Source organism: Arenimonas donghaensis DSM 18148 = HO3-R19, from assembly GCF_000743535.1.
Classification (GTDB): Bacteria; Pseudomonadota; Gammaproteobacteria; order Xanthomonadales; family Xanthomonadaceae; genus Arenimonas; species Arenimonas donghaensis.
In genome coordinates this window covers 22,798-40,300 of record NZ_AVCJ01000049.1, presented here as the reverse complement: position 1 = coordinate 40,300, position 17,503 = coordinate 22,798, and the positions used below count along the sequence as shown (strand labels likewise).

The following is a 17,503-nucleotide window of genomic DNA, read 5'->3' as shown; positions in this document are numbered from 1 at the left end:
GGCGGCGGCGTTGCGCGATACTCTCAAATCGGACTGCACGGCAACAAGACAGGTACCTGCCTTGGCGACAAATGACGCAAGCACGAACATCGTTTCGCAAGCCCCGGGCAAGCGGCCCCGGGTGGCGGTGGTGATTCCCTGTTACCGGGTCCGTGCCCACGTGCTGGGCGTGATCGAGGCCATTGGCCCGGACGTCACCCGCATTTACTGCGTTGACGACGCCTGCCCCGAGGCCAGCGCCGACCACATCGAAGCCGGAACCCACGACCCCCGCGTCAGGGTGCTGCGCCACGACCAGAACCAGGGGGTCGGCGGCGCCACGATCACCGGCTATCGCCAGGCCATCGCCGACGGCATGGACGTCGTGGTCAAGCTCGATGGCGACGGCCAGATGGACCCTGCCCTGCTGCCGGAGCTGGTGGCGCCGATCCTTCGCGGCGAAGCGGACTACACCAAGGGCAATCGTTTCTGGGACCTGCGCCAGATCGGCCGCATGCCGCTGCTGCGGCGGCTGGGCAATCTCGGGCTGTCGTTCCTGGCCAAGGTTTCCAGCGGTTACTGGGACATCTTCGATCCCACCAACGGTTACACCGCGCTGCATGTCGCCGTCGCCGAACGTTTGCCCCTGGACCAGGTGAGCCGCCGGTATTTTTTCGAGACCGACCTGCTGTTCCGGCTGGGCACCCTGCGCGCGGTGGTGGTGGACGTGCCGATGGACGCGCGCTACGGCGACGAAAAGAGCAACCTCAGGGTCTCGCGCGTGCTGGGCGAGTTCGCCTTCAAGCACCTTCGCAATGCCGGCAAGCGCCTGGTCTACAACTATTACCTGCGCGACCTGCCGGCGGCGTCGCTGGAGCTGCTCGCGGGCGTGCTTCTCCTGGGGTTTTCGCTGGTTTTCGGGGGGTGGCACTGGTGGCTTTCGGCCAGCACCGGCCAGGCCGCGGCCACCGGCACCGTGATGGTGGCGGTGGTGACCTTCGTCAGCGGCCTGCAGTTCGTGCTGGCCTTCCTCAACCACGATATCGCCAACGTGCCGCGGCGGCCCCTGCATACGCTGCTGCATCGCCACCGGCGGATGTGACTAAAATCGGGCTCCCCCCGACCATGGTGTTCCTATGGACCCGCACGTGAGCGTCGTCGCCCCGCCGGACCCGACGGTGCGTTTTCGCTGCAATATCTGCGGCAACGATTGCCAATGCCCGCGCGACCGGCTCGAGCGGGAAACCGCCAGCTGCGATCGCTGTGGTTCGACCCTGCGCATGCGTTCGATCATCGGCCTGCTGACCCGCGAACTGTTCGGCGATTTGCGGCCGCTCGAGGAACAGCCGGTGCGCAAGGACATCCGCGGTGTCGGCCTGAGCGACTGGGTGGAATACGCCACGCGCCTGGCCCGGGTGGTGGACTACGACAACACGTTCTATCACCAGGAACCGCGGCTGGACATCACGCAGATCGGCGACGACATCGCCGGCAGCTGCGACTTCATCATTTCCACCGACGTCTTCGAACACGTGCTGCCGCCGGTGTCCAAGGCCTTCGAAGGGGCGCGCCGGCTGCTCAAGCCCGGCGGTTTGCTGGTGATGACCGTGCCCTACGCGCTGGAGGTCTCGCACACGGTCGAACACTTCCCGGACCTGCACGAATGGTGCCTGGAAGGCGATGCCGTCAGCGGCTTCCGGCTGCGCAACAGGCGCCGGGACGGCGTCGAGGAAGTCTTCGAAAACCTCGTTTTCCACGGCGGCCCCGGCAGTACCCTGGAAATGCGGCTGTTCTCGCGTGACTCGCTGTTGGCGGAACTGCGCGCGGCCGGCTTCAGCGAGGTCCGCATCGCCGACGAAGACCTGCCCGAGATCGGCGTGCACTGGCCCTGCCAGTGGTCGCTGCCGGTTTTGGCCCGGGCCTGATCGGATGACCGGCATGACACCGCGCGAATTCGTGCTCGACGAAGGTGGCGACGCCCGGCTCGAAACGGTGATGGAGCTGTCGCCCCGGTGGCGGGAACTGGCGCATGCGGGCGAGCGTTCGCGCGCGGTGGTACTGGTGCCCGGCGAGTTGTTGCGCAGCCCCTGGCTGGAGGCCGAGGTCGAAACCCAGGTCAGCCTGGTGGTGGCCCGCGGCCTGCCGCAGATCAGTGCCGATGGGCTGACGGCGGAACTGTGGCTGCTCTCCGACGCTGGCCCGGCGCGAAAACTGCTGTGCTGGACCCTGGACAACGAGGCCGACAACAACGGCGAGGCCGCGCTGCTGGTCACCCTGCCCCTGGCCGAGGGCCAGCGCTACGCGCTGGAACTTCGCTGTGGTCCAGGCCCCCAGGGCATTCCGGACGCGGACTGGCTGGCGGTGATCGAATGGGTGGTGGGGCGTTTCGACCGCGTGCCCCTGCTGCGGGCCCGGACCCACGCGGCCTGGCGCCTGGAAAACGAGTTGGCGCATTTCAGCGGCTCCTACGACGCCGCGTTCTACGCCAATCGCCAGAACCCGGCCGCCGTCGCACGACCCGAGGCGGCCCCGCTGCGGGAACTGCCGGCGCAGGCCAGCGAACGGCCGGCGCCGGACCTGGCCATCTGGGACGAACGATTGCGCGATTTGGCGCCGCAGCCGGCGGAAAACGCCTTCCACTACGCGCATCGCCTGCTGCGCCATTTGCTGCCGGTGCCGGCACCCGACTTTGCGGCGCGCTTGCGCATGCTGCAGGAACGCCGGCCGGGGCAGCCGCTGCGCATGCTGTCGCTGTGCGCCGGCAACGCCGCCGTCGAGCGTTCCCTGCTCGAACGCGCCGACGTGCCAGTGCGCCTGTGCCTGGTGGACGTGAACCCCGCGCTGCTCGAGCGCGCCGCGAACGGCATGCCGGCGTGCGTCGAGGTCGACCGGGTGCTCGGCAACGTCGACCAGGTCGGCCCGGACCTGGGCGAATTCGACGTGGTCAACATCACCTCCGGCCTGCACCACTTGGTCGAACTCGAACGGGTGCTCGCCGGCATCGCCGCGACGCTGGCGCCCGAGGGCGAGTTCTGGCTCATCGGCGAACAGATCGGACGCAATGGCAACCGGCTCTGGCCGGACGCCGCCGAGGCGGCCGACGCCGTCTTCTGCGCCTGGCCCGAGCAAAAACGGCGCAACGCCGGCACCGGCCAGGTGGATGCCCGTATTCCCAAGCAGGATTTTTCACGCGCCTGTTTCGAGGGCATTCGCAGCCAGGACATCGAAGGCCTGCTGGGCCGCTACTTCCTGCCGGTGGACGTGCACGTGCGCGACTGTTTCCTCTGGCGGCTGGTCGATCCGGCCTATGCCGGCAACTTCGACCTGGCCGACCCGGCCGACCTGGCGCTGGTCCGGGACGCGACCCGGGCCGAGGCCCTTCATTGGCTCGAAGGCGGGCGGGGCACGTCGGTCAACGGTGTCTGGCGATCCAAGCGCGATGTCCTGCGCGCGCCGCCGCTGCCCAGGGACTGAGCCGCCGGCCGGCCGGCGGTCCTAAAGTACGATCCCGGCCCTGGCGCCGCAGCCGGTAGAATGGCGGTTTCCAGACCTCCCGAGGACTCCCATGACGCGTGCTTCCAAGCTTTACCCGGACGCCCGGTCCGCGCTCGACGGCCTGGTGGCCGACGGGCAGACGCTGGCCGTCGGCGGTTTCGGCCTGTGCGGCATTCCCGAGGCCCTGATCGGCGCGCTGCGCGATTCGGGCGTGAAAGGGCTGACCGCCATTTCCAACAACGCCGGCGTCGATGGCTTCGGCCTGGGCCAGCTGCTGGAAACCCGGCAGATCAGCAAGATGATTTCGTCCTACGTGGGCGAGAACAAGGAATTCGCCCGCCAGTTCCTGGCCAACGAGCTCGAGCTCGAGTTCAACCCGCAGGGCACCCTGGCCGAGCGCCTGCGCGCCGGCGGCGCCGGCATCCCGGCCTTCTTCACCGCCACCGGCTACGGCACGGTCGTGGCCGAGGGCAAGGAAACCCGTGAGTTCAACGGCAAGCACTACGTGCTCGAGACCGCCCTGGTCGCCGACGTGTCGCTGGTGAAGGCCTGGAAGGCCGACAAGGCCGGCAACCTGGTGTTCCGCAAGACCGCGCGCAACTTCAACCCGGCCTGCGCCATGGCCGGCAAGGTCTGCGTGGCCGAAGTCGAGGAAGTGGTGGAGGTCGGCGCCATCGATCCAGACCACGTGCACCTGCCCGGCATCTACGTCGACCGCATCGTGCACAACCCCACCCCCGAGAAGCGCATCGAGCAGCGCACCGTGCAAGGAGCGAACTGATGGCCTGGACCCGCGATGAAATGGCGCAGCGCGCCGCCGCCGAACTCACCGACGGCGCCTACGTGAACCTGGGCATCGGCCTGCCGACCCTGGTCGCCAACCACATCCCCGACGGCGTCGACGTCTGGCTGCAGTCGGAAAACGGACTGCTCGGCATCGGCCCGTTCCCGACCGAAGAGGAAGTGGACGCCGACCTGATCAACGCCGGCAAGCAGACCGTCACTGCCCGCGAGGGCGCCAGCTACTTCGGCAGCCACGACAGCTTCGCGATGATCCGCGGCGGCCACATCGACCTGGCGATCCTGGGCGCGATGGAAGTCACCGACCAGGGCGACCTGGCCAACTGGATGGTGCCCGGCAAGATGGTCAAGGGCATGGGCGGCGCCATGGACCTGGTGGCCGGCGTCAAGCGCGTGGTGGTGCTGATGGAGCACTGCACCAAGACCGGCGAGCCGAAGATCCTGCCGCAGTGCACGCTGCCGCTGACCGGCGTCGGCGTGGTCGACCGCATCATCACCGACCTGGCCGTGATGGACGTCACCGCCGATGGCCTGGTGCTGGTGGAAACCGCGCCCGGCGTCAGCGAGGACGAACTGCGCGGCAAGACCGGCGTGCCCTTCCGCACGGCGGCCTGAGCCAGCCATGATCCGCCAGGTCGTCGGCTTCGGCCTGGTCGGCGGCCTGCAGCTGCTGCTGGACTGGGCCTGCTTCGTGGCCCTGACCGCGCTGGGCGTGGCGGTGCTGCCGGCCAACCTGGTCGGCCGCGTCGCAGGCGCCAGCCTGGGCTTCTGGGCCAATGGCCGCTTCACCTTCGCCAATCCGGGTGAACCGCCGCGCCTGGGCCGGCGTCGCCTGCTGCGCTACGTGATCTTCTGGCTGGCGATGAGCGCACTCAGCACGCTGGCGGTGATGGGCCTGGACCAGCTGCACGGCCTGCACGCGGCCTGGCTGGGCAAGCCGCTGGTGGATGCCGTGCTGGCGGCCATCGGATTCCTGGCCGCGAAATATTGGATCTACAGGTAACATCCGGATGGCCGGCAGGGGAGCCGGGATTTTCGGGGAAACCATGTCAGCTGAAGATTTCGTGGTGCCGGTGGATTCGGCGCCTGTCGAGCCGCCGGCGCAGCCGCCGGCCTTGCCGACCCAGCCGCCGCCGCACGAGCCGCGGCGCCTGCCGGTGCAGTTCCACGGCCGGGCCGGGGAATATTTCGGCATCTGGATCGTCAATGTCGTCTTGACCCTGCTGACCCTGGGCATTTATTCGGCCTGGGCCAAGGTGCGCACCGAGCGCTATTTCTACGGCAATACCCGCATCGACGGTTCGGCCTTCGAGTACCTGGCCACGCCGATCCAGATCCTCAAGGGCCGGCTGATCGCCTACGCGGTGGTCATCGCCCTGGGCATCACTGCCCACTTTGGTTTCCTGGTGGTCTATTTCCCGCTGGTCATCGCCATCCTGCTGCTGCTGCCCTGGCTGCTGCAGCGGGCGCTGCGGTTCCGGGCGCGCTATTCGGCCTGGCGCGGGCTGCGCTTTCGTTTCGTCAACGGCGTCGACGATGCCTACCTGAACTTCATGTTCCGGCCGCTGCTGATGATCCCGACGATGTACATGCTGCTGCCCTGGGTGCGAAAGCACCAGCAGGAATACATCGTCACCGGGCATCGTTTCGGCGGCCTGCGGTTCGGGTTCCAGGGCGAGCTCGGGCCTTATTACATCCCGTTCGCGATCACCCTGGGCGCGGGTTTCGCGGCGTACATGGTGATGATGGTGGCTATTTTCGGGATCGCATTCTTCATGGAAGGCGCGGGCACGGGCGGCGAGCCGTCCAGCGAAGCCCTGGTGGCGATGTTCGTTCCGATCATCTTCGTGTACCTGGCCCTGCTGGTGCTGCCGGTGTTCCTGCGCACGCGCTACACCAACCTGATGTGGGGCAATACCCGGCTGGGGCCGCATCGCTTCGCCTGCACGCTGCGGGCGCGCGACATCATCTGGATCTACCTCAGCAACGGCCTCGCCATCGTCTTCAGCCTGGGCCTGGCCGTGCCTTGGGCGATGGTGCGGCTGGCGAAGTATCGCGCCGCGCATTTCGAGCTGCTGGCGCTGGGCGACCTGGACGACTTCGTGGCCGAAGCCGAACGCGCCGAGAGCGCTGCCAGTGCCGAGCTCGTTGACGCGCTCGACCTGGACGTGGGCATCGGCCTGTGACCGAACTGCCGGGCACCTGGTACGACGGCCGCAGCAGCCGGGGCCAGCCGGCCCGGCTGCGTTCGCCGGCTCCGGGGCGGCTGGTGTTGGCCATCGCCGAGGGCGAGCGCGAATTCGACGCCGGCGAGGTGACGCTCAGCCCGCGCCTGGGCCAGCTGGCGCGCGAACTGCGTTTCGTTGGCGGCGGCCATATGGAACTCGAACACTCACCGCTGCTCGACCAGTGGCTGCCCGGCCGCAGCCGCATCGAAGCCGCGGTGGACTGGCTCGAACGCCGCCGCGCCGCGGTGCTGTCGGCGACGGCGGCACTGGTGGTTGGCGTCATCGCTTTTTTCCAGCTCGGCCTGCCCTGGATGGCGCGCGAAGTTGCCCCCCTGGTGCCGCCGCCGATCGAGCGCACCATTTCGAACCAGGCCCTGGCCCTGCTCGATGGCCACCTGCTGGAACCGACCCGCCTGCCGGCACCGCGTCGGGAATCGCTGCAGCAAAGTTTCTTCGACATGACCCGCGGCCTGCCGCGCGCCGACGGGCTGCGCCTGGACTTCCGGCACGCCCCGGGCATCGGCCCGAACGCCTTCGTGCTGCCCGACGGTCAGGTGGTGATGACCGACCAGCTGGTCACGCTGGCCAAGGATGATGAAGAGTTGCTGGCCGTGCTGGCCCACGAGGCCGGCCACCACGAACACCGCCACGGCCTGCGCCGGGCGCTGGAGAAGTCGGCGATGCTGGTGGTGGTGGGCTTCCTGTTCGGCGACGTGTCGGGCACCGGCGCGCTGTCGGTGTCGCTGCCGGTGCTGCTGGTCGAAAGCGGCTACAGCCGCCAGCACGAGCGCGAGGCCGACGAGTTCGCTTTCCGGCAGCTGGCGGCGAAAGGTTATTCGCCCGATGCCTTCGCCCGGATCATGGGGCGCATGAGCTTCGACGGGAAAATCGATTCCGGCCTCGGCCCCATCGGCTACCTGTCTTCGCACCCGCCCAGTGCAGAACGCATCGAGGCGGCGCGCGCCGCCGCGGCTTCAGGGTCCGCGGCGGACGAGGCCGTCGGCAGCGACCAGGCCGGCGAGTAGCGCCGACAATCGTGCGGTGATTGCGTCCCAGTGGTAGTCGGCCACCGCTTCGGGCGAAAGGTCGAAGCGCGCGCCGAGTTCGCCGCCGCGCTTGAGCGCGAGCAATTCGCGCAGGGTCGTGGCCAGCGCATCGGCGCGCGCCGGGCAGGCCAGGCCGCGGCCGGTGGACTGCACCAGGGCCGGGGCCGGGTCGCCGTCGTCATGGAAAACATGCAGCAGCGGCCGCGCGGCGCCGAAATATTCCTGCACCTTGCCCGGTGACTGCGCCGTGCCGGCGTTGCCGACGCTGACCAGCACGTCGGCGGTCATCTGCAGCGCCAGGGCGTCGCGGTGGCCCAGTTCACCCGCCAGGACGATGGCCTGCGGATGCCGCGTGGCGGCGGCGAGCACGGCCTCGGGCATTTCCGGTCCGGCGATCACCAGCTCGACGCCCGGCGTGGCGGCGACGGCTTCGAGCAGCGCGGCCGGATCGCGGAAGGGGTAAAAGCGGCCGGTGTAGACCAGGCGCAGGCCATTGCCGGCCGGCATCGGCACCGCGGCCTGCGGCGTGAAGCCCTGCGGCAGCACCGCGATGGCATGGGGCAGGGGGCCGTGGCGCTGGGCCAGCAGCGCGGCGGTGGCCGGGTTGGTGGCGCTGGCGGCGCCGGCTTCCCGCAGCGCGGCCGCTTCCAACCGGGCCGCAGGTCCGCGCCAGTGCCAGGGCGTGTACGGCGCCAGCACCGGGTCGGCAAGATCGGCCAGCCAGGGAATGCCGAGCCGGGTGAGCTGGCGGCCGACCAGCAACGAGGCGGCGGGTTCGTGCATCACCAGGGCGACGTTGGGACGCTGCGCCGCGCACAGCGCCTCGAGCTGGCGCCGGGCGTCGCGCACCCACAGCGCGCGGCCGTCGGGGAAACACAGCGCATCCATCGTGCGGCGCAGCCGGTTGATGGCGCGGCCTTTCCAGTTCAGTGCTGCTGGCGAGGCATTGACGCTGCCGTCGGCGGTGGGCTGCGCCTCGTCATCCACTTCCGAATGTCGACGACGCGCAACCAGGCGGTCGATACGTTCTTCCAGCCAGCCGGGCGAAGCCCGCAGCACGCGCACGTTGGCCGGCAGCGCCGGTTCGGCGAAGCCGGGCAGGCGGCTGCGGGTCAGCACCCACACCTGGTCGGCTTCGTCGGCCAGGCGCCGGGTGAAGGCCATCGCCCGGATCGCCTGCGGGCTGCGCGCCGGCGGGAAATCATGGCTGACCACGAGGACGGTGCGTCCGCGCAGGCTGGGTTGGCTTGGCGACACGCTGTCCGTGGCCAGACTCCCGCTCAGAGGGCCGGGACGTTCCCGGTGCCGGTGATGATGCCAGCGATCCGGGCCGCGGCGTGGCCGTCGCCGTAAGGATTATGGGCCCGCGCCATCTCGGCCCGGGCCGCAGGGTCGTCGAGCAGGCGGCTGGCTTCGGCGACGATGCGGGCGCGGTCGGTGCCGACCAGGCGCACGGTGCCGGCTTCGACGGCCTCGGGGCGTTCGGTGGTGTCGCGCATCACCAGCACCGGCTTGCCCAGCGAGGGCGCTTCTTCCTGGATGCCGCCCGAGTCGGTGAGGATCAGGTGGGCGCGGGTCATCAGGTAGACGAAGGGCAGGTAGTCCTGGGGCTCGACCAGCACCACGCCGGGCACGTCGCCCAGGATGCGTTTCACCGGGGCCTGCACCTGCGGGTTCAGGTGCACCGGATAGAGCACCTGGGTATCGCCGCGTTCGGCCAGGTCGCGGATGGCCAGGCACATCTGCTCGAAGCCGTCGCCGAAGTTCTCCCGGCGGTGGCCGGTGACCAGCACCAGGCGTTTTTCGGCGTCGAGGAAGGGAAAACGCGCGGCCAGCGACGCGGCCAGCTCCGGCTCGGCTTCGATGCGGCCGACCACGGCCAGCAGCGCGTCGATGACGGTGTTGCCGGTGACGTGGATCGACGCCGCCGGCAGGTTCTCCGCCAGCAGGTTGTCGCGCGAACGGGTCGTCGGCGCGAAATGCAGCGCTGTGATCGGCGCGGTCAGGCGGCGGTTGGCTTCTTCCGGCCAGGGTGCCTGCAGGTTGCCGGTGCGCAGGCCGGCCTCGACGTGGCCGACGGGTACGCGGGCGTAAAACGCCGCCAGCGCCGTCGCCAGCGTCGTCGAGGTATCGCCGTGCACCAGCACCAGGTCGGGCCGGCGATTTTCCAGCACCGTGGTCATGCCGGTGAGGATGCGCGCGAACAGGTCGGGCAGGGACTGCCCGGGGGCCATCAGGTCGAGGTCGTCGTCGGGCACCAGGCCAAACAGCTCGAGCACCTGGTCGAGCATCTGCCGGTGCTGGGCGGTGACGCAGACCAGGGTCTCGACGCCCGGCGTGGCCTTCAACGCGGCCACCACCGGCGCCATCTTGATGGCTTCGGGACGCGTCCCGAACACCACCATGATCCGCCGCGGGGCCGCGTCAGCGGCGTTCGTCAAAGCGCCTTCTCCAGCTCCGGCACGATCTGGAACAGGTCGCCGACCAGGCCGATGTCGGCGATCTCGAAGATCGGCGCTTCCGGGTCCTTGTTGATCGCGACGATGGTGCCCGCGTCCTTGATGCCGGTCAGGTGCTGGATGGCGCCGGAGATGCCGATGGCGACGTACAGGTCGGGCGCGATGATCTTGCCGGTCTGGCCGACCTGCAGTTCATTGGGCACGTAGCCGGCGTCGACCGCGGCGCGCGAGGCACCGACGGCGGCACCCATCTTGTCGGCCAGCGAGTAGATGATCTTGAACGCGTCCGGCGAACCCATCGCGCGGCCGCCGGAGATCACCTTGGCGGCGCCCTGCAGGTCGGGGCGGTCGGACTTGCCCTGCTTGAGTTCGACGAAGCGGGTGTGCTCGGGCAGGGTGGCGGTGACGCTGGTCGGTTCGACGCTGGCGCTGCCGCCTTCGCCGGCCTGCGGCCAGGAGGCGGTGCGCACGGTGGCGACCACGGTCATCGACGACGGTGCTTCGACGGTGATGATGGCGTTGCCGGCGTAGATCGGCCGCTTGAACACGTGCGAGGACTCGACCGCCATGATGTCCGAGACCTGGGCCACGCCCAGCAGGGCCGCGACGCAGGGCATCAGGTCCTTGCCGAAAGTGGTGGAGGGGCCGAACACGTGCGAATAACCCTCGGCCAGCTTGGCGACCTGGGGCGCCAGCACCTGGGCCACCGGGTGGGCGTTGGCGGCGTTGGCAACGGCCAGCACTTTGGCGACGCCGTCGATCTTCGCGGCTTCCGCGGCAACCGCGTCGGGCGAATCGGACAGCACGGCGACGTGGATCTCGGCGCCGTCGATGGCCTGGGCGCAGCTGACGCAGCGCGCGGTGGAGGGGTTCAGCTTGCCGTCGAGGTGTTCGGCAACGATAAGGATCTTGCTCATGTCTGGGTCTCCTTAGGCCAGGCCCTTGGCCTTGAGGGCCGAGACCAGCTCGGCGACGTCCTTCACCATCACGCCGCGGCTGCGCTTGGCCGGCGGGGCGTAGGTGCTGGTCTTGAGATGGTTGCCGTCCTCGACGCCGAGGTCGGCGAAGTTGATGGTTTCCATGGGCTTGGACTTGGCCTTCATGATGTCGGGCAGCTTGATGAAGCGCGGCTCGTTCAGGCGCAGGTCGGTGGTGATCACCGCCGGCAGCTGCACTTCCAGGGTTTCCAGGCCGGCGTCGACCTCGCGGATGACCAGGGCGGTGCTGTCGGTGGCGTCGACCTTGCTGGCGAAGGTGGCCTGCGGGCGGCCCCAGAGGGTGGCCAGCATCTGGCCGGTCTGGTTGGCGTCGTCGTCGATGGCCTGCTTGCCCAGCAGCACGATCTGCGGCTCTTCCTTTTCGACCAGCTTGAGCAGCGCCCGGGCGGCGGTGAGCGGCTGCACCGGCTGGTCGGTGACCACGTGGATGGCGCGGTTGGCGCCCATGGCCAGGCCATTGCGCAGGTGCGCCTGGCAGTCGGCCGGGCCCAGGGTGACGACCACGACTTCGGTGGCGATGCCCTTGTCGCGCAGGCGCAGGGCTTCTTCCAGGGCGATGTCGTCGAAGGGGTTGGCGGAGAGCTTGACGCCGTCCGTGACCACCCCTGACCCATCGGGCTTGACCTGGATGCGGACGTTGTAGTCCACGACCCGCTTGTAACCGACCAGAATCTTCATGTTCGATGCGCTCCGTTCCGGTGGGCGCCCGTGGGGAGCGCCCGCAAGTAGAATCGGCAATTCTACCTTGGCCGCTGGTGCCGGGGGCGTGCACGGAGCGGGCAACCGTATGGTGATGGGCTTGGGCTGGCAGGCGTGGCTGACGATCGGCGTGGTCCTGGCCACGCTGGGCCTGCTGTGGTGGGGTCGCCTGGGCCCGGACAAGGTGCTGGCGGGCGCGGCCGCCCTGCTGGTCCTGGGCGGCGTGCTCACCCCGGTCCAGGCGCTGGCCGGCTTCTGGAACCCGGGCGTGCTGACCGTGGCGGTGCTGTTCGTGCTGGTGGCGGCCCTGCGCAGCACCGGCGCCATCGCCTGGATCGGCCGGGGCGTGCTGGGGCCGCCGCGCGGCGAACTGCGGGCCCGGCTGCGGCTGTCCGGCCTGGCCGGGGCGCTGAGCGCCTTCGTGAACAACACCCCGATCGTGGCCACGCTGACCTCGGCGGTCGAGCACTGGAGCCGGGCCAGCGGCGTCGCGCCCTCGAAGCTGCTGCTGCCGATGAACTACGCCACCATCCTGGGCGGCATGTGTTCGCTGCTGGGCACCAGCACCAACCTGATCGTGGCCGGCCTGGTGATCGCCAGCGGCCTGCCGGCGATGGCCATGTTCGACCCCTTCCCGGTCGCCTTCCCGGTGCTGCTGGCGGGGCTGCTGTACCTGGGCGTGGCCAGCCGCTGGCTGCTGCCGGTGCGCCTGTCCGCGTTCGACCAGGCGGCCAAGGACGCCCGCGAATATGCGGTCGAGATGCTGGTCACCGAAGGCGGCGGCCTGGCCGGCAAGTCGGTGGCCGCGGCCGGGCTGCGCCACCTCAAGGGCAGCTTCCTGATCGAACTCTCGCGCGAACGCGACCTGCTCTCGGCCGTGGCCCCGGCCACCGTGCTGCGCGCGGGCGACCGCCTGGTCTTCGTCGGCGGCACCGACGCGGTGCGCGAACTGCGCCGCATCCCGGGCCTTCGGCCGGCCACCGACCAGTGGTTCAAGCTCGATACGGTCAGCTCCAAGCGCCACCTGGCCGAACTGGTGCTGTCGCGGTTCTCGCCGGCGGTGGGCCACACGCTGCGCGAGTCGACCTTTCGCGATCGTTACGGCGCGGTGGTGATCGCGGTCAACCGCCACGGCCAGCGCCTGCACCAGAAGCCCGGCGACGTCGTGCTGCAGGCCGGCGACACCCTGCTGGTGGAAACCGACCCGGAGTTCACGGTGCGCTTCGCCACGGCCTCGGATTTCCTCACGGTGACCCTGCTCGACGGCGAGCGGCCGGTGGACCGGCGCCGCGCGCTGACCACCCTGGGCATCCTGGGCCTGATGGTGCTGGCCAATTCGGTGCTGGGCCTGCCCATCCTGTGGTCGGCGGTGGGCGCGGCGCTGGCGGTGGTGCTGGCGCGCTGCGTGAAGCTGGTCGAACTGTGGCGCAGCCTGGACCTGCGCCTGCTGCTGGTGATCGCCTGTTCGTTCGCGCTGGGCGCGGCGGTGGACCGCACCGGCGTCGCTGCCGCCGTCGCCTCGGGCCTGGGCGGGCTGGCCGGTGCCGATCCCTTCGCCAGCCTGGTGCTGGTGTACGTGATGGCGGTGGCGTTCACCGAATTGCTGACCAACAACGCCGCGGCGATCCTGGTGTTCCCCATCGCGATGGGCGTGGCCGAGCAGCTGGGGGTGAGCCCGATGCCCTTCGTGATCGCGCTGATGATCGGCGCCTCGGCCGGCTTCATGACGCCCATCGGCTACCAGACCAACCTGATGGTCTACGGTCCCGGCGGCTACCGCTTCACCGACTACGTGCGCCTGGGCGGGCCGCTGTCGCTGGTGGTCGGCACGGTGGCGCTGTGGCTGATTCCACGGTTCTTCCCGTTCTGAACCCCGGCGACTGCCTGTCTATACTGCCCCTGACCCCGACGAAGCCGCCGAGATGATTGCCGCCGACACCCTGTCCCACCTCGACCGCCTCGAGGCCGAATCGATCCACATCCTGCGCGAGGTCGCGGCCGAGTTCCGCAACCCGGTGATGATGTATTCGGTCGGCAAGGACAGCTCGGTGCTGCTGCACCTGCTGGTGAAGGCCTTCGCGCCGGCCCGGCCGCCGATCCCGCTGCTGCACGTGGACACCGGCTGGAAGTTCCGCGAGATGATCGCCTTCCGCGACCGCCGCGCCGCCGAAACCGGCGTGCAACTGCACACCCATACCAATCCCGAGGGCAAGGCCCAGGGCGTGAACCCCTTCAGCCACGGCGCCACCGTGCACACCGACGTGATGAAGACCCAGGCCCTGAAGCAGGCGCTGGACAAGTGGGGCTTCGACGCGGCCATCGGCGGCGCCCGCCGCGACGAGGAAAAGTCCCGGGCCAAGGAGCGCGTGTTCTCCTTCCGCAGTGCCCAGCACCGCTGGGATCCCAAAACCCAGCGCCCGGAGCTGTGGAACCTCTACAACGCCCGCATCCACAAGGGCGAAAGCGTGCGCGTGTTCCCGATCTCGAACTGGACCGAGCTCGACGTCTGGCTCTACATCTACCGCGAGAAGATCCCGGTGCCTTCGCTCTATTTCGCCGCCGAGCGGCCGGTGGTCGAGCGCGACGGCAGCCTGATCATGGTCGACGACGCGCGCATGCCGCTGCGCGACGGCGAGACGCCGCAGATGCGCAAGGTGCGCTTCCGCACGCTGGGCTGCTACCCGCTGACCGGTGCGATCGAATCGCAGGCCGATACGCTCGAGGCGATCATCGCCGAGATGCTGGTCGCCACCACCTCCGAACGCCAGGGCCGGGTAATCGACCACGACCCGTCGGCGTCGATGGAAAAGAAGAAGCAGGAGGGCTATTTCTGATGGCCACCGACAAGCCCGTCACCCCTGTAGGAGCGCCTTCAGGCGCGAATCCTTCCTTTGCCGAAGACAAAGGCTTCGCGCCTGAAGGCGCTCCTACAAAAGCCTCGTTGGTTGCTGATTACCTGCGCCAGCACGAAACCAAGGGCCTGCTGCGCTTCATCACCTGCGGCAGCGTCGACGACGGCAAGTCGACGTTGATTGGCCGGCTGCTGCACGACACCAAGCGCCTGTTCGACGACCAGGTTGCGGCGCTGGAAGCCGACAGCCGCCGCCACGGCACCCAGGGCGAGGGCATCGACTTCGCCTTGCTGGTCGACGGCCTGTCGGCCGAGCGCGAGCAGGGAATCACCATCGACGTCGCTTACCGCTTCTTCGACACCGACCGGCGCAAGTTCATCGTCGCCGACTGCCCGGGCCACGAACAGTACACCCGCAACATGGCCACCGGCGCCTCCACGGCCGACCTTGCCGTGGTGCTGGTGGACGCGCGCAAGGGCCTGCTGACGCAGACGCGCCGGCATAGCTACATCGTTTCGCTGCTGGGCATCCGCCACGTGCTGCTGGCGGTGAACAAGATGGACCTGGTGGGCTACGACCAGGCGGTATTCGACGATATCGTCGCCGGCTACGCCGACCTGGCGAAACAGCTCGACATCCCGCACGTGCAGGCGATTGCGCTGTCGGCGCTGCGGGGCGACAACATGACCGGCGCCTCGGCGGCGATGCCCTGGTACACCGGCCCCAGCCTGCTTGAACACCTGGAAACCGTGGACGCGCGCCGGGACGGCAGCGAAGTCGGTTTCCGGCTGCCGGTGCAGTGGGTCTGCCGGCCGAACCAGGACTTCCGCGGCTTCGCCGGCTCCATCGCCGCCGGCGAGGTGCGCCCGGGCGACGCGGTGGTGGTGCTGCCCTCGGGGCGGCGTTCGACCGTGGCGCGCATCGTCACCGCCGACGGCGACCTGCCACGGGCCGGCGCCGGCCAGGCCATCACCCTGGCCCTGGCCGACGAAGTGGACGTGAGCCGCGGTGACGTCATCGCCGCCGCCGACGCCGCGCCGCAGGTGGCCGACCAGTTCGCCGCCCACCTGCTGTGGATGGGCGACGCGCCGCTGCTGCCGGGTCGGCCGTACTGGCTCAAGATCGGCGCGCGCACCGTCAGCGCTCAGGTCACCGAGATCAAGCACAAGGTCGACGTGAACACCCAGGCGCAGCTGGCGGCCAAGTCGCTCGAGCTCAATGAAGTCGCCTACTGCAACCTGGGCCTGGACCAGGCCATCCCCTTCGAGGCCTATCGCGACAATCGCGCGCTGGGTGGTTTCATCCTGATCGACCGGCAGTCCAATGCCACGGTCGGCGCCGGCACGCTTGAATTCGCCCTGCGACGCTCGGCCAACATCCACTGGCAGCCGCTGGAAGTGGACAAGGCGGCGCGCTCGCGCATCAAGGGCCAGTCGCCGCGCTGCCTGTGGTTCACCGGCCTGTCCGGCGCCGGCAAGTCCACGGTCGCCAACCTGGTCGAAAAGCAGCTGCTGGCCAAGGGTTACCACACGTACCTGCTCGACGGCGACAACGTGCGCCACGGGCTGAACAAGGACCTGGGTTTCACCGACGAGGATCGCGTCGAGAACATCCGCCGCGTCGCCGAAGTGGCGCGACTGATGACCGACGCCGGCCTGATCGTGCTGGTGAGCTTCATCTCGCCGTTCCGGGCCGAGCGGCGCATGGCCCGCGAACTGTTCCCCCAGGACGAATTCCTCGAGGTGTTCGTGGACACGCCGCTGGCGGACGCCGAACGCCGCGACGTCAAGGGCCTCTACGCCAAGGCGCGCGCCGGCAAGATCAAGAACTTCACCGGCATCGATTCGCCCTACGAGGCGCCGGAGCATCCGGAGATCCACCTCGCCGGCGGCGAGGAGTCGGCCGAAGCGATGGCGGCGCGCGTCATCACCCGTCTCCTCGGCTAGGCGGCAAATGTAGGAGCGCCTTCAGGCGCGAATCTTTTGACTTCGCCTTTGGCAAAGAAGGGATTCGCGCCTGAAGGCGCTCCTACAGGTCACCCAGGCGGGCGGCGAGGACCTGGGCGAATCGGGCGGCGGCGCCTTCGCCGTAGGGCAGGAAGACCGAGGGCTCGGTGAGTTCCAGTTCCAGCAGCTGCGGGCCGGTGGGCGAGGGCAGCAGGTCGACGCGGGCGTAGGCCAGGGTGTCGAAGGGCAGGCTGGCCAGCACGCTGGCCGCCAGCGCGTGTTCGGCATCGGAGGGTTCACGCGCCTGGATGTGTTCTTCCTTGAACAGCGCGCGGGTCGGGCCTTCGCCGCGCCGCAGCAGGGGCGCCTTGCGGATGGCGTGGCTGTACTGGCCTTCGAAGAAAAGCAGCGCGGTTTCGCCGTGCTCGTCCACCGCGTGCAGGTAGGGCTGCACCAGCACGTGGCGGCCGGAATCGAGCAGGCGCCTGGCGTGGGCGAGGGCGGCTTCGCGCTCGCTGCGCTGGTAGCGCTGGGCATCGCGCGAGCCGGCACCGACGGTGGGCTTGACCACGAATTCCTCGAGGTCGGGCAGGGATGCAGGGTCTTCGCCGGGTGCCAGGAAGTGGCTTTCGATCACCGGCAGGCCACGCTGGGCGAGGTCGCCGAGGTAGCGTTTGTCGGTGTTCCAGCGCACCACCTCGGGCGGGTTCCACAGCCGCGACACCGACTGCACGCGGTCGCACCAGGCCAGGAATTCCGGCAGCCGGTCCATGTAGTCCCAGGTCGAGCGCAGCAGCACGGCGTCGAATCGCGCCCAGCTGACCGTCGGGTCGTCCCAGGCCATCACCTGGGCGTCGATGCCCGCGGCCAGGCAGGCCTGGTGCAGCGGCACCAGGTCCTCGTCCAGCGAAAGCGCAGCGATGGCGGTTGCAAGCGCGAGTTTCATCATTTCCAGTCTTGTGGGAGGGACTTCAGTCCCGATGCTTTTGCCGCGATGGGA

16 protein-coding genes are annotated in these 17,503 nt (G+C 69.2%); 11 read left to right on the top strand and 5 right to left on the bottom strand.

The genetic code is table 11. From position 1 onward, the window contains the following. The first annotated feature begins 61 nt into the window (after positions 1-61). The 8 genes from N788_RS15110 (at position 62) to N788_RS12205 (ending at position 7,528) form a co-directional block, all read left to right on the top strand. Positions 62-1,081, top strand: coding sequence for a glycosyltransferase family 2 protein (locus tag N788_RS15110; RefSeq protein ID WP_244444135.1), 1,020 nt, complete (start codon positions 62-64; stop codon positions 1,079-1,081). A 46-nt stretch (positions 1,082-1,127) separates the two neighbouring features. Next, positions 1,128-1,904 (top strand): methyltransferase domain-containing protein, encoded by a 777-nt coding sequence (locus N788_RS12235; RefSeq protein WP_160171931.1) that lies wholly within the window; start codon positions 1,128-1,130, stop codon positions 1,902-1,904. 13 nt (positions 1,905-1,917) lie between these two features. Continuing rightward, the gene (locus N788_RS12230; RefSeq protein WP_160171930.1) at positions 1,918-3,453 is read left to right on the top strand and encodes a class I SAM-dependent methyltransferase; all 1,536 of its coding nucleotides are present in this window, start codon (positions 1,918-1,920) and stop codon (positions 3,451-3,453) included. 91 nt (positions 3,454-3,544) lie between these two features. Continuing rightward, positions 3,545-4,255: a CoA transferase subunit A gene (locus N788_RS12225; protein WP_034225515.1), complete on the top strand. Its 711-nt coding sequence runs from the start codon at positions 3,545-3,547 to the stop codon at positions 4,253-4,255. Then, a complete protein-coding gene (locus N788_RS12220; protein ID WP_034225513.1) occupies positions 4,255-4,890 on the top strand; it encodes a CoA transferase subunit B in 636 nt (211 codons plus the stop codon). The genes N788_RS12225 and N788_RS12220 overlap by 1 nt, the downstream gene beginning before the upstream one ends. A 7-nt stretch (positions 4,891-4,897) precedes the next feature. Further along, entirely contained in the window at positions 4,898-5,278 is a 381-nt protein-coding gene (locus N788_RS12215) for a GtrA family protein (protein WP_034225511.1), read from the top strand. A gap of 43 nt (positions 5,279-5,321) precedes the next feature. Beyond that, complete coding sequence (locus N788_RS12210; protein WP_160171929.1) at positions 5,322-6,461, top strand: YjgN family protein; 1,140 nt, start codon at positions 5,322-5,324, stop codon at positions 6,459-6,461. After that, complete coding sequence (locus N788_RS12205; protein WP_051924632.1) at positions 6,458-7,528, top strand: M48 family metallopeptidase; 1,071 nt, start codon at positions 6,458-6,460, stop codon at positions 7,526-7,528. The genes N788_RS12210 and N788_RS12205 overlap by 4 nt, the downstream gene beginning before the upstream one ends. Here the strand turns inward: N788_RS12205 and N788_RS12200 are convergent. From N788_RS12200 to N788_RS12185, 4 genes are read right to left on the bottom strand one after another with little or no spacing between them, the layout of a single operon-like run. Further along, positions 7,478-8,806, bottom strand: coding sequence for a glycosyltransferase family protein (locus N788_RS12200; protein ID WP_152560482.1), 1,329 nt, complete (start codon positions 8,804-8,806; stop codon positions 7,478-7,480). The genes N788_RS12205 and N788_RS12200 overlap by 51 nt on opposite strands. Before the next feature lie 23 nt (positions 8,807-8,829). Next, positions 8,830-9,990, bottom strand: coding sequence for a non-hydrolyzing UDP-N-acetylglucosamine 2-epimerase (wecB, locus tag N788_RS12195; RefSeq protein WP_338022636.1), 1,161 nt, complete (start codon positions 9,988-9,990; stop codon positions 8,830-8,832). After that, complete coding sequence (locus N788_RS12190) at positions 9,987-10,925, bottom strand: electron transfer flavoprotein subunit alpha/FixB family protein (protein WP_034225507.1); 939 nt, start codon at positions 10,923-10,925, stop codon at positions 9,987-9,989. Before N788_RS12190 ends, wecB begins: the two co-directional genes overlap by 4 nt. 12 nt (positions 10,926-10,937) lie before the next feature. Then, on the bottom strand, positions 10,938-11,684 hold the full coding sequence (locus N788_RS12185) for an electron transfer flavoprotein subunit beta/FixA family protein (RefSeq protein WP_034225505.1): 747 nt from the start codon (positions 11,682-11,684) through the stop codon (positions 10,938-10,940). Positions 11,685-11,793: 109 nt separating this feature from the next. Here N788_RS12185 and N788_RS12180 point away from each other — a divergent pair, with 109 nt between their 5' ends. From N788_RS12180 to cysN, 3 genes are all read left to right on the top strand, one after another. Further along, positions 11,794-13,575, top strand: a complete 1,782-nt coding sequence (locus tag N788_RS12180; protein WP_160171928.1) for an SLC13 family permease — start codon at positions 11,794-11,796, stop codon at positions 13,573-13,575. Between the two features lie 52 nt (positions 13,576-13,627). Then, positions 13,628-14,539, top strand: coding sequence for a sulfate adenylyltransferase subunit CysD (gene cysD / locus N788_RS12175; protein ID WP_034225502.1), 912 nt, complete (start codon positions 13,628-13,630; stop codon positions 14,537-14,539). A gap of 107 nt (positions 14,540-14,646) precedes the next feature. Then, entirely contained in the window at positions 14,647-16,503 is a 1,857-nt protein-coding gene (cysN, locus tag N788_RS12170; RefSeq protein WP_034225501.1) for a sulfate adenylyltransferase subunit CysN, read from the top strand. Between the two features lie 82 nt (positions 16,504-16,585). Here cysN and N788_RS12165 read toward each other — a convergent pair whose 3' ends face one another. Next, positions 16,586-17,449: an ATP-grasp domain-containing protein gene (locus N788_RS12165; RefSeq protein WP_211250726.1), complete on the bottom strand. Its 864-nt coding sequence runs from the start codon at positions 17,447-17,449 to the stop codon at positions 16,586-16,588. Between the last annotated feature and the right edge of the window lie 54 nt (positions 17,450-17,503).